Origin of the sequence: Rhodoblastus acidophilus (assembly GCF_900187365.1) — a bacterium.
GTDB classification, from domain to species: Bacteria; Pseudomonadota; Alphaproteobacteria; order Rhizobiales; family Beijerinckiaceae; genus Rhodoblastus; species Rhodoblastus acidophilus.
The window spans coordinates 136356-147771 of sequence record NZ_FYDG01000008.1 but is presented as its reverse complement, the minus strand read 5'-3'; the positions used below and the strand labels follow the sequence as shown (position 1 = coordinate 147771).

The window sequence follows — 11416 nt, the reverse complement described above, 5'->3', positions numbered from 1 at the left end:
GCCCGCTCGATCAGATCATCACCGGCGGCGAGAGCGGCCCCAACGCGCGGCCATCGCATCCCGATTGGTTCCGGTCCCTGCGCGACCAATGCGCCGTGTCCGGGACCGCCTATTTTTTCAAGCAATGGGGAGAATGGGCGCCGGCTGGCGGCTGGTACGAAGATCATCCCGTTTCTTTGCCGCTGCGCGGACTTGGGCCGAACGGCTGGACTGATGACAACGAGGTCCTTGTGTCCACCGAATATCTTGCCCGCGTCGGCAAGCGCCGCGCCGGTCACCTCCTCGATGGCCGCGAGCACCGCGAGTTCCCGGCATGACCGAGTCCGCACGCCCCGCCAAGCCGAAACGCTTTGACCCCAAAGCCGCCATTCTCAGCCTGACCAAGCGCGAACTGGCGATCCTGCTGGACGACACGTACATCCTGTTCAATCTCCGGGAAGAGGATGTTCATACGGCGCGGTGGCGCGCAGCAAACCAACTGACGAAGGACGCTTTCGCGGAATGGGAGAGTACCCTTCCGGCGCAGGACAAGGCGTTGGCGAAGCTTCGCGCCACACCGACGACGTCGGCGGAAGCATGGTTGCGCGCCCACAAGGCTTGGCTGCGAGCCGTGCGGGTCTCTGAAGAGGCATACGCCAGATGCAACGCCGCGCAGGCCCGAGCTGACAAGCTGTGGGCCGACGGCGAAAGGCTTTTCAAATGACTGATCAGCCGCCAGTCACCATTCCATCTTTTGGTTTCGCGCGCGGCGCGGTCGTGCGCCAGGGCGACGGCCCAAACATGATCGTCGTTCGCAGTTATGGCGAGCACACGGCATGCGTGTTTTGCGCGGGCGATAAGTCAGGCACGTTGCATCTGAAAGAATTTGAATCGCGCAGCCTCAGGCTAATTCTGCCTGCGGTGACGCCGCTGGATGAGGTCGGCGAATGAGCCGGCGTCCCGCACGTTTCACCGAAGCCGATGCGGTGCGCGCCGCCAACGCGGCGAAGCGTGCAGGCATGGCCGTCAAGATCGACAGCGAAGGCGCGTTTTGGCTCATCCCCCTCGATTTCGTCCCGCCGCCGACACTTCAACCCAATCCCGAGCCGCTTGCCGGGAAAAAGACGTTGGTGTTCTAATGAACCCCATGCCACGCCCGCGCCTGCCTTACGTCCGCAAAGAGATCAGCCGTCATGGAAAGACCGTCTGGTATTTCCGTCGAGGAGACGGCCCGCGTCTGCGCCTGCCGGATGAGTACGGCTCCGATGAGTTCATTGCGGCTTATCAAAAGGCGCTTTCTGGCGCGGTGAAGCCCAAGAAACCGGGCAAAGAGACGTTTCGGTGGCTGGTCGACCGCTATCGCGAATCGGCGTCATGGGCGCAGCTCGCGCCTGGCACGCGCGCAGCCCGCGGCGCGATCCTGCGCAGCTCCGTCGCCAAGATCGGCCAGGAGCCCTTCGCGTCGATCGACAAGGCCAGCATTGTCGCCAGCGTGGATTCGCGCGCGCAAACCCCGTTCGCAGCCAAGAATTTTCTGAAAACCATGCGCGGCCTGTTTGCCTGGGCGGTCATGGCGAAGCATGTCAGCGTCGATCCGACCGAAGGCGTCTCCATAAAGGTCAAGGAAACGGACGGGTTTGAGACCTGGACAGACGAGGATATCGCCCAGTTCAAGGCCAAATGGCCGCTGGGCACGCGCGAGCGCGTCATGTTCGCGGTTTTCCTTGGCACGGGCCTGCGGCGCGGCGACGCCTGCCGATTCGGGCGCCAGCACATCAAGGCCGGCCTTGCGACGATCGTCAGCGAAAAGACGCAGACGCCGGTTTATGTCCCGGTGCTGCCCGAGCTGCAGGAGGCGATCGACGCCGGCCCGGTCGGCGACCTGGTCTTTATCACGGGGCAGGGGGGCGGGCCGCTCACCAAGGAAAGCCTGGGCAATTACTTCCGCGAGGCCTGCGACGCCGCCGGCGTCAAGAAAAGCGCCCACGGCCTGCGGAAGGCGGCGGCCGTGCGGCTGGCGGAGGCCGGCGCCACGGTTGACGAGCTGGAGGCCATTTTTGGGTGGGAAGGCGGCAAGATGGCCAGCCATTACACCAAGGCGGCGAACCGCAAGAGGCTGGCCACGGCCGGCATGGCGCGACTCCTGAAGCAGGACGGCAAAGATGAAGATGAAATACGTCCGCGCGGAAAAAACACGTCACGGTAAGACCGCCTATTATTTTCGCCGCGGCGAAGGCGAACGCATCCGGCTTCCAGATGACCCAGAATCTCCGGAATTCTTCGACGCCTATGCACTTGCTATGGGCGGAAAGCACAACACCGTTAAAACGCGAGCCAGCCTGATTCGCGAGGAGAAGGCGCTATCAGCTCTTGAAGCGGCGCTCAAAGGTGCGAAATCGCGAGCCAGAGAGAAGAAACGCCCATTCGATCTTACGCTGAATTGGGCTCGGGTTGAGCTTGAGGCCCAATGTTACAAATGCGCCGTCTCAGGCATCCCGTTCTATTTCACCAAGGGCGAACAGCGAGATCGCCGAAATCCCTTCGCTCCATCTATCGACCGCATCGATTGCGCGGGGGGCTACACGAAGGACAACTGCCGCATAGTGATCTATGCAGTGAACGTGATGCTATCAGACTGGGGCGACGACGTCTTCTACCGCATCGTTGAGCAAGTTAGTCAGAACAAATCCGGCTCATTTGCGCCTCACCTCCCCCCTCAAGGTGCGGCGCTGAATAAAAATAACTGAACATAATCAAAAGGTTGCAAAGACGTTGGCGACCCCGACAGGATTCGAACCTGTGACCTACCGCTTAGAAGGCGGTTGCTCTATCCGGCTGAGCTACGGGGCCTCCGAGGGATATTCCCGTCCGTCAATGCGTCCAGGGCGCGACGCGATTGGTCTTGAAATTGTCCGAATAGGAGATCACCCGGCGCTTGGCCTCGTTCGGCTCCTCGACGCGATAGGCCACGCCGTTGCGCTCCGCATAGGCCACCGCCTCTTCCTTGGTCGGGAAGGTCAGCTTGATCTGGCTCTTCATGTCCGAGGACGAGGTCCAGCCCATCAGCGGCTCGATGCCGCGCGGAACCTCCGGGATATATTCGAGACGCCACTCGCGCGTCTTGCCGAGGCCCGATTGCGTGGCGGTCTTGGCGGGGCGAAAGATGCGAGCCGTCATCGGACGTTCCAATCGTGAAAGCGGTTCCAATCGCAGAAACAAACCCCGTAGCCGCGCCGTCGCCGGCGCTGCGGGAATTTCCACAAACGTCTTAGGGGACTCCCGCCGACAAAGCAAGAAGGGCAAGCTTTTCACGCCGGCCCAGGCCGCCCCAGCCGCGCCAGCCAGATCGCCAGGCCTGGCGCACCCGAGCCGGCGCCCGGCGGGGCCGTTTTCGTGGGCGGTTCGGCGCGCCGCCGCGCCCGCGCCTCGCCGGGGCTCACGCCGAAGGCGTCGCGAAAGGCCCGGTTGAAGGCGCTGACGTTCTTGAAGCCGAAGCCATAGGCGATCAGGCCGATCCGCTTGCCGTCGTCGCCGGCGGCGGTGATTTCGCGATGGGCGAGCCGCAGCCGGTTCTGGCGAATATAGCGCGCCACCCCGCCCACCGGCTCGAACAGGCGGTACAGCGCGGCGCGGGATATGCCGAAATTGGCGGCGATTCCCTCTACGGTCAGCGCGGGCGAGCGCAAATTGCGGTCGATATGGCGGCGAATGGTCACGAATGAAGCGTTGGAGGCCCCGTGCGGCGCCGGGCCGGGCAGGGCGGCCGCCGCTTTCGCCAGCAGCCCCACCACGCCCTCGCCCAAGGCGCTCAACTCGGCCGCCAAAGCGGAGCCAGGCGCCTGCATGGCCTGTTCGGCCAGGGCGCGGATCAGGCCGCCGAGCGCCGCGCCGAAAGGAGTCGCGCCCCCCAGAATCAACCCGCCCAGCATCTGCTCCCGCGGCACGGCCGCCAGAATTTTCGCGCGCGGCAGCCACAAAGCAATGTGCGACGCCAACTCGGCCTCCGGCGTCTCCACCAGATCGAGCGGTTCGAGAAAATCAAGCAGAAGCAAGTCGCCGGCGCCGCAGGCGACCGCCGTTTCGCCGACGCGGCCGGTCACACGGCCCGTCAGGGTCAGGCGCAGCGCGAAGCCGTCGAAGCCGCCCCGCGCGATCAGATCCACCGGGCGCACCAGCCGCAGCCCCGGGCTTTCCGAGCGGGTCAGCAGAAACGGCCCGACGCCACGCGCCGCGACGCCGCCCCTGGCGGGACACGGCGCGGCGACGACCTCGAACAGGTCGGCATAGACGCCGGCGAAAAAGCCCCGCGCGTCGCCGTCGGGGCCGGCGGCGCGCGTCACAAGCATTTCGTTCGGATCATCGAGCGCGGTCCCGCCGTCGTTCACTGGCTTCCTCGCTGCAAGGCCTAAGGGGAACCTTAAGCGATGCAAGCGGGGCGCGCCAGCTGCGGCGAGCCGCGCCGCGCGCCGGTTCAGCTTTGCCGATGCTGGGAGCCAGAGTCCGCCACCCGCCCCAGCGCGTCCGTGGCGCTCTCGCCCGCGAGCCGCGCGATGTCGCCCAGCGACACGATGCCCACCAGCCGCTTGTCATGGTCGAGCACCGGCAGGCGGCGCACCTGCAGCGCGCCCATTTTGGCGGCGGCGTCGGAAAGCTCCTCGTCCTCGAAACAATATTGCACGTCGGTGGTCATCACCTCGCGCACCGGCGTGTCGCAGCTCTTGCCGTCGGCGACGGCGCGCACGGCGATGTCGCGGTCGGTGATCATGCCGACGAGCCGGTCGTTCTCGCCCACCGGCAGCAGGCCGGCGTCAATGTCCTTCATCGCCTGCGCCGCCTCGCGGATGCTGTGGTCGGGCGTGCAAACCAGCACGTCCTCGCTCATGCAGCTTTGCACTTGCATCATGTCCTCCCCTGGTCGGGCCTTCGGGTCGTCCGGTCCCTGACGAGAAACGCGCGAAATTTCAAACTGTTCGGCGCGAGGCGTCCATATTGCCGCCGCCGCGCCCTTGACGCCGCCCCGCTCCCGCCGCCACTCTCCCTCCGAAAGGGAATCCCCATGTCCAAATCCACGCCGCAGTCGCGCAAGGCCATGCGCGCCCGCACCAAAATCGTCTATGCCGGCCGCGCGCCCGAGGACCAGTTCGGCTTCGTCAACACGCCGATCTATCGCGGCTCCACCGTGCTGTTCCCCGACGTGGCCACGCTGGAATCGCGCGCCGGCACGCGCTTTCGCTACGGCACCTACGGCACGCCGACCACCGAGGCGCTGGAGCAGGCCTGGAGCGAGATTTCCGGCGCCGCCGACACGGTGCTGGCGCCGTCCGGCCTCGCCGCCTGCTGCCTCGCCTTGCTCACCGCTTTGAGCAGCGGCGATCATGTGCTGGTCACCGATTCGGCCTACGGCCCGACCCGCAGTTTCTGCGAGGCGTTCCTGACTCGCATGGGAATCGAGACCACGTTCTACGATCCGTTGGTCGGCGCGGGGATCGCGGCCCTGTTCCGCCCCAACACCAGGGCGGTGCTGGTCGAGGCGCCGGGGTCGCAGAGCTTTGAAATCCAGGACATTCCGGCCATCGCGGCGGTCGCGCATGAGAGAAACGCCTGCGTGATCATGGACAACACCTGGGCCACGCCGCTGTTCTTCCCGGCGCATGAGCGCGGCGTCGATCTCTCCGCCGACGCCGGCACCAAATATCTGTCGGGCCATTCCGACCTGCTGCTGGGCCTCGTCTCCGCCAACGCCAAATGGGCGAAAAAACTGCGCCAGACCTATCAGTTGTTCTCCAATTGCGCCGGGCAGGAGGACGCCTGGCTCGCCCTGCGCGGCCTGCGCACCATGGACCTGCGCCTGCGCGAGGCGGAAAAGCAGGGCCTCGCGCTGGCGCGCTGGCTGGAGAGCCGCCCGGAAGTGTCGCGCGTGCTGCATCCGGCGCTGGAAAGCCATCCGGGCCACGCCATCTGGAAGCGGGATTTTCTCGGCTCGACCGGCCTGTTTTCGGTGATCCTCAAGCCGGCGTCCGACCAGGCGGTGGCGGCCATGCTCGACGGGCTCGAATTGTTCGGGCTGGGCTACAGCTGGGGCGGTTTCGAAAGCCTCGTCGTCCCGTTCGACTGCTCCAGCTATCGCGCCGCCAGCGTCTGGGCGCCCGAGGGGCCGGCGCTGCGCTTCTCGGTCGGCCTCGAAGACATCGAGGATTTGCAGGACGACCTCGACAAGGGCTTCGCCCGGTTACGGGCGCAGGCGTAAGCCGCGCGCTTCAGGCCGAAACGAGTCCGGCGCGACGGAAAAGGCGATTTTCCGTCGCGCGAAAGCCAAAGCGGTGAGATAGGCGCAGGCCATTCCGATCAGCGCGCCGCCCAGCACGTCGCTGGGATAATGCGCGCCGACGATCGGCCGCGACACCGCGATGGCCAGAGCGGCGAGCCAGGGCAGGGGGCGCAACCGGCGCGGCAAAAACGGCGTCAGCGCGGCCGCCGTGGCGAACGCCGTGATGGTGTGGCCCGAGGGAAAGCTGGCGTAGATCGAGGGCGTTGAGAAAAACTCGAAATGATGCGGCCCGACCTTGTCGAGCAGCGCCGGTCGCGCCCGGCCGATCGGATGTTTCAGCGCCTGCGACAGCAGACCGGAATCCGCCAGAACCGTGAAGACATAGAGCGCCCGCGCCGCCAGCAGGCCAGAAGCGGCGCGCGCCCGGCGCGCGACGGCGCTGGCGCGGGCGAACCAGGCGCCGGCGAAAACCAGAACCGACAAGGCGAACAGCCAATGCGATTCGCCGAAGCGGGTGACGATCTGGAAAAAATCCACGACATCGCGCGGCAGGGCGCGGGCGCAGCGCGCCACGCGCTCATCGAACAGCAGGCTGACGTCGGCCAGAAACGCCACAGCGGGAACGCACAGCGCCAGCCCGAGCGGCCAAAGCGGTTGGGCGCGCGGGATGGGCGCGCGCCAATGCGCTGTTAAATCAGCCAGATCGGCGCGAAACCGCTCGGCGCGGGTCACGCGCCCCCGCGTCGCAGCAACAGCGTCGCCCAGCCGTCGATATGCCGGCGCTTGGCGATGGCGAAGCCCTGCGCCGCCCAGGCCGTGGCCACGCCGGGCACGTCGCGCAGCAGCATGCCGGACAGCACGACATCGCCGCCATGCGCCGCCAGTTGCGCGAGGCTGGGGGCCAGCATCCGCAGCGGCTTGGCCAGAATATTGGCGAAGATCAGATCATAGGCGCGCGGCTTCCACAAAGCCGGATGCAGCGCGCCGCGCGCCTGCACCGGATGCAGCCACGGCCCCGCGCAATTGAGCACGGCGTTGGCGCGGGTCGCCGCCACGGCGTCGGCGTCGATGTCGCCCGCCGCCACCTCGATCCGCAAGGCGCGGGCGGCGGCGAGGGCGAGCACGCCGGTGCCACAGCCGATATCGAGAATGTTCTGCGGGCGGCGCCGCTTGAGAATTTCATCGAGAAACAGCAGGCATCCGCGCGTCGTGCCGTGATGTCCCGTGCCGAACGCCAGCGCCGCCTCGATTTCGAGGCCGATGTCGTTGGGCTGGACGCTGGCGCGGTCATGCGAGCCATGCACGACGAAGCGCCCGGCGCGCACCGCCGACAGGCCTTCGAGCGAAGCCGCCACCCAGTCCTTCTGCAGCACGCGGTCGAACTCGATCTGCGCCGCCAGCTCGGCGCCGACGGCGACTGTCGCCAGTTCGCGCAAATTGGCTTCGTCGGGATCGTGGCCGAAATAGACCTCCACCAGCCAGGGCGTGGCGGCCCAGCTCTCGGTGGTGGCCTTTTCCTCGAAAGCGGCGGCGGCGGTCTCGGCGGGATCGAACGTCTCGACAACGAGATCGGCGAGGGCGCGGGCTTGCGCCTCCGGGCAGCGCAGGCGCATCACGAAGGCGGCGTTGTTGGGGGGAAGTCCTTCAAGCATGGCCGGGCTTTATCATGGCGCGCCCGACCTGTCGATCAGGCGCGCCAGTGGGCGTCGGCTCAGTTGGTCTTGGCGGCGGGGGCCGCAGCCGCGGCGGCGGCGTGCTTGGCGTGGGTCTTGTGATGAGCGTGGGCCTTGTGCTTGTGCTTGTCCGGCGCCGGCTTGGCGGTCTCGCTCTGGGCCGTCGGCTGGGCCGAGGCGTCCGGCGTGGAGGTCTGGGCGTAGGCGGCGCCGCTCAGGGACAGGGCGGCGGCGATCAGGGCGCCAAGGGCGCCGGTGCGAAGGGTGTTGGTCATGTCTCTCTCCTGTCTTTGGCGCGTCGGCGCGCCGTGTTGACGGTGGGGAGAATGGCGCCCGCCGCTTGAACCTGAGCCAAACAGGTCGTTCATCCCGCGTTTAGCGTTTTTGGGTTTATCCGCCCCGCGGAATCGGCCAGAGTGCGCGACCATGAGACCCGTAGCGCTGATCCTCCTTTCATGCTTGGCCACGCCGGCCTTGGCCGAAACGCCCCCGGTTCAGGCGTTTGGCGCGGCGCATCCCGACTGCCTCGACTGGACCGACGGCTGCACCATCTGCACGCAGAAACGCTGCTCGACGCCGGGGATCGCCTGCACCCCGCACGAGCCGGTCTGCGAAGCGCAGGCCGACAAGCCTGAGCCGCCCAAATCCGAGCCTTCCAAGCCCGAGCCGCCCAAATCCGAAGCGCCGGTTGCGCCGCCGGCGGAAAAGCCCTAAAGCTCGCGCGCCAGTCGGCCGGACAGCCGCTGTCGCAAGACAGAGGAAAGTCCGGGCTCCACGGAGAAACGGCGCCGGATAACGTCCGGCGGGGGCGACCCCAGGGAAAGCGCCACAGAAAGCAAACCTCCTTCGCATGCGAAGGGAAGGGTGAAAGGGTGCGGTAAGAGCGCACCGCGCGGGCGGCGACGTCAGCGGCATGGCAAGCCCCGCCGGGAGCAAAACCGAATAGGGACGACAGGAGGTTTTCCTCCACCCTTCTCCGGGGCGTCGTCCGGGTTGGTTGCAAAAGGCCTCCAGCAATGGAGGTCGCAGATGAATGGCTGTCGCGCGCCGCAAGGCGCCATACAGAACCCGGCTTACAGGCCGACTGGCGCCCAAACCCTCCCGAATGTGTTAACATCGTGATCTCCGGGGAGGAACGATCATGATGCGGGCGCGCGCCGGGCTGTGGGCGGCCATCTTCTTTGTTGCGGGCGGGCTGGCGCAGGCGGACCCGTCGTTCGAGCCGCGCCTGCAGGCGCTGGAGCCGGCGATAGGCCATTATCCCGCCGACATCAGGGACAAGGCCGACGCGGCCGCCGTCAAAGCCCGCTATGAGGCGCTCAAGCGCGATCTCGACAAGGCGCTCGCCGCCCATCCCGGCGATGAAAAACTGCTGGCGCAGCGCGGGCGGCTGCAGAGCATGGGCCACAATTTCGATTATCCCCGCGCCTGGGACGGCGCGACGCGCGACCTCACGGCGGCGCTGCGCAAGGCCCCCGACGACGTCGATGCGCTGCTCGCCCTGGCCGATCTCTGGGTCAACAGCCGGCCCGATCTCGCCGGCAAGGCCGAAAACCTCTATCGCGCCGCCCAATGCGTCGTCGGCGACAGGCCGCTGGAGCCGGCGCAGCGCGGCCTGTTCTTCTCCTTCTATTATCAGGGCAAGGTTCGCGACGCGCGGCGGCAGGCGGATTTTCTGCGCCGGACATGGCCGGACGTCGCGCTCTACCGGACTCTGCTCGACATCGCCGCCAAGGGCTCGGGGGGAGAGTCCGCGGGGGGAGAGGGCGTTTCGCCGGAACCGGCCCAGGTCGCGCTGACCTCCTGTCAGGAAAAAACGCCGTAACGCGGCGCCGGAAAAATCCGCCCCTTGATTAAGCGTATGACTCACAAGCGGATTTCACTCTCAACAAAGTCTTAACGCTAAAAATGCTTTAATGGGCGCGAACACCGCAAACCGGCCGCGTTGACGCCCAGATATGACGCATGTTAGTCCGCTCCCATCTCAGCGAAGCGCCCCCCTCTCGGCGCCGGCAGGATCGGCGCGCGCTTTCTTGCGGCGCGCAGATCCAGGATTCCATGCTCTTTCTTCGTCATGCGCGAGGCCCGCGATGAGCGACGCCGGTCACATTCCCGTCCTGCTCGCCGAAGCGCTCGATGCGCTCGCCATCGCGCCGGGCAAACGCTTCATCGACGGCACGTTCGGCGCCGGCGGCTACACGCGCGCGATTCTGGACCGGGGCGGCGACGTGCTCGCCCTCGACCGCGACCCCACGGCCATCGCCGCCGGCCAGGCGCTCGTCGCCGAGGCGGGCGGACGGCTCAAGCTGGTCGAAACCCGATTCTCCCGGATGGAGCAGGCGGCCGGCGCGGACAAATATGACGGCGTCGTGCTCGACATCGGCGTGTCCTCGATGCAGTTCGACGAGGCCGAGCGCGGCTTTTCCTTCCGGTTCGATGGGCCGCTCGACATGCGCATGTCGCGCAACGGCCGCAGCGCCGCCGATCTCGTCAACGAGCTGGAGCAGGACGACCTCGCCAACCTCATCTATCTCTATGGCGAGGAGCGGGCGTCGCGCCGCATCGCCCGCGCCATCTGCGCCGCGCGCGCGACCGCGCCGATCACCACCACGCTGCGCCTCGCCGAAATCGTCGCCCGCGCCAATCCCGGCCGCCCGCAGGACATTCATCCGGCCACCCGCACGTTCCAGGCCCTGCGCATCGCCGTCAACGAGGAGCTGGACGAGTTTTCGCACGCGCTTGAAGGCGCCGAGCGTCTGTTGAAGCCGGGCGGACGCCTCGCCGTCGTCACGTTCCATTCGCTGGAAGACCGCATCGCCAAAAAATTCTTCGCCGACCGCAGCGGCCGGGGCCGGGCGGCCTCGCGGCTGCTGCCGGGCGAAATCGCCCCGCCCGAACCGACCTTCGTCCTGCGCCCGCCCCAGCCTGTCGCCGCCAGCGACGAGGAGGCGCGAAACAATCCGCGCGCCCGCTCGGCCAAGCTGCGCTGGGCGGAGCGTCTCGCCAGCCCGGCCCGGGAGACCTGAATGTTCCGTTTCCTCAACATCGTCGCCGTGGCCGTGCTGGTGGGTTCGGCGGTCTATGCCTATGAAATCAAGTATTCGACGCTCTATCAGGCGGAGCAATTGGCCAAGGCCAAGCGCGATCTCGCCCGCGAGACCGACCGGGTCGCCATGCTCAAGGCCGAATGGGCGCATATTGTCGCGCCCGACCGCATCCAGACGCTGGCGGACAAATATCTCGGCGGTCAGACCTTGCAGCTGACCCAGATCGTCGCGGCCGGCGCCGTGCCCGAAAAGGCCGCGCGCGGCGACGAAATCGCCTCCAAGCTCAGCGACCTCGGCCTGGATGCGCCGACCAAAACCCCCTCGGCCTCCGGCGCGCCGCCGACGCCGTCGAAGCCGGCCGCCGCGCCCAAGCCGTCGGCTCCCGCTTCCGCGATCAAGCCGCCCGCGAAACCCGCCGCCCCCCGGCAGGTCAAGGCGGAGCGATGACC

16 protein-coding genes, 1 tRNA gene and 1 other RNA gene are annotated in these 11416 nt (G+C 67.0%); 11 read left to right on the top strand and 7 right to left on the bottom strand.

Going from position 1 to position 11416, the window contains the following annotated elements:
- The 5 genes from CFB24_RS15475 to CFB24_RS15450 all read left to right on the top strand — a co-directional run.
- Positions 1-317: DUF5131 family protein (locus CFB24_RS15475; protein ID WP_141098462.1), on the top strand; the 317-nt coding region annotated here is incomplete at its 5' end.
- Positions 314-703, top strand: coding sequence for a hypothetical protein (locus CFB24_RS15470; protein ID WP_088521528.1), 390 nt, complete (start codon positions 314-316; stop codon positions 701-703). The genes CFB24_RS15475 and CFB24_RS15470, both read left to right, overlap by 4 nt.
- On the top strand, positions 700-930 hold the full coding sequence (locus CFB24_RS15465) for a hypothetical protein (RefSeq protein ID WP_088521527.1): 231 nt from the start codon (positions 700-702) through the stop codon (positions 928-930). Before CFB24_RS15470 ends, CFB24_RS15465 begins: the two co-directional genes overlap by 4 nt.
- Positions 914-2185 carry a tyrosine-type recombinase/integrase gene (locus tag CFB24_RS15455; protein WP_244593206.1) on the top strand — a complete coding sequence of 424 codons (1272 nt, stop codon included), beginning with the start codon at positions 914-916 and terminating at the stop codon, positions 2183-2185. The genes CFB24_RS15465 and CFB24_RS15455 overlap by 17 nt, the downstream gene beginning before the upstream one ends.
- A complete protein-coding gene (locus CFB24_RS15450; RefSeq protein ID WP_141098461.1) occupies positions 2142-2726 on the top strand; it encodes a hypothetical protein in 585 nt (194 codons plus the stop codon). Before CFB24_RS15455 ends, CFB24_RS15450 begins: the two co-directional genes overlap by 44 nt.
- 26 nt (positions 2727-2752) lie before the next feature.
- On the opposite strand, the gene CFB24_RS15445 is transcribed toward CFB24_RS15450, so the two are convergent.
- The 4 genes from CFB24_RS15445 to CFB24_RS15430 all read right to left on the bottom strand — a co-directional run bounded on the left by CFB24_RS15445 (position 2753) and on the right by CFB24_RS15430 (position 4879).
- Positions 2753-2829, bottom strand: a tRNA-Arg gene (locus CFB24_RS15445).
- A 21-nt stretch (positions 2830-2850) separates the two neighbouring features.
- A complete protein-coding gene (locus tag CFB24_RS15440; RefSeq protein WP_088521524.1) occupies positions 2851-3156 on the bottom strand; it encodes an ETC complex I subunit in 306 nt (101 codons plus the stop codon).
- A 131-nt stretch (positions 3157-3287) separates the two neighbouring features.
- Entirely contained in the window at positions 3288-4364 is a 1077-nt protein-coding gene (locus tag CFB24_RS15435) for a helix-turn-helix domain-containing protein (RefSeq protein ID WP_088521523.1), read from the bottom strand.
- Positions 4365-4450: 86 nt separating this feature from the next.
- Positions 4451-4879 carry a CBS domain-containing protein gene (locus tag CFB24_RS15430; protein WP_088521522.1) on the bottom strand — a complete coding sequence of 143 codons (429 nt, stop codon included), beginning with the start codon at positions 4877-4879 and terminating at the stop codon, positions 4451-4453.
- Between the two features lie 156 nt (positions 4880-5035).
- Here CFB24_RS15430 and metC point away from each other — a divergent pair, with 156 nt between their 5' ends.
- Positions 5036-6226, top strand: coding sequence for a cystathionine beta-lyase (gene metC, locus CFB24_RS15425; RefSeq protein ID WP_088521521.1), 1191 nt, complete (start codon positions 5036-5038; stop codon positions 6224-6226).
- On the opposite strand, the gene CFB24_RS15420 is transcribed toward metC, so the two are convergent.
- From CFB24_RS15420 to CFB24_RS15410, 3 genes are read right to left on the bottom strand one after another with little or no spacing between them, the layout of a single operon-like run.
- The gene (locus CFB24_RS15420) at positions 6209-6979 is read right to left on the bottom strand and encodes a phosphatase PAP2 family protein (RefSeq protein ID WP_158255225.1); all 771 of its coding nucleotides are present in this window, start codon (positions 6977-6979) and stop codon (positions 6209-6211) included. The genes metC and CFB24_RS15420 overlap by 18 nt on opposite strands.
- A complete protein-coding gene (locus tag CFB24_RS15415) occupies positions 6976-7899 on the bottom strand; it encodes a 50S ribosomal protein L11 methyltransferase (protein ID WP_088521519.1) in 924 nt (307 codons plus the stop codon). Before CFB24_RS15415 ends, CFB24_RS15420 begins: the two co-directional genes overlap by 4 nt.
- Before the next feature lie 59 nt (positions 7900-7958).
- Positions 7959-8195: a hypothetical protein gene (locus CFB24_RS15410; RefSeq protein ID WP_088521518.1), complete on the bottom strand. Its 237-nt coding sequence runs from the start codon at positions 8193-8195 to the stop codon at positions 7959-7961.
- A gap of 151 nt (positions 8196-8346) precedes the next feature.
- On the opposite strand from CFB24_RS15410, the gene CFB24_RS15405 reads away from it, so the two are divergent.
- The 5 genes from CFB24_RS15405 to ftsL all read left to right on the top strand — a co-directional run bounded on the left by CFB24_RS15405 (position 8347) and on the right by ftsL (position 11414).
- Entirely contained in the window at positions 8347-8634 is a 288-nt protein-coding gene (locus CFB24_RS15405) for a hypothetical protein (protein WP_141098460.1), read from the top strand.
- A 10-nt stretch (positions 8635-8644) separates the two neighbouring features.
- Positions 8645-9012: RNase P RNA component class A (gene rnpB, locus CFB24_RS15400), an RNA gene on the top strand.
- A 49-nt stretch (positions 9013-9061) separates the two neighbouring features.
- On the top strand, positions 9062-9745 hold the full coding sequence (locus tag CFB24_RS15395) for a hypothetical protein (protein WP_088521516.1): 684 nt from the start codon (positions 9062-9064) through the stop codon (positions 9743-9745).
- Between the two features lie 265 nt (positions 9746-10010).
- The gene (gene rsmH / locus CFB24_RS15390) at positions 10011-10946 is read left to right on the top strand and encodes a 16S rRNA (cytosine(1402)-N(4))-methyltransferase RsmH (protein WP_088521515.1); all 936 of its coding nucleotides are present in this window, start codon (positions 10011-10013) and stop codon (positions 10944-10946) included.
- Positions 10947-11414, top strand: coding sequence for a cell division protein FtsL (gene ftsL / locus CFB24_RS15385; RefSeq protein ID WP_176440452.1), 468 nt, complete (start codon positions 10947-10949; stop codon positions 11412-11414).
- The last annotated feature ends 2 nt before the right edge of the window (positions 11415-11416 follow it).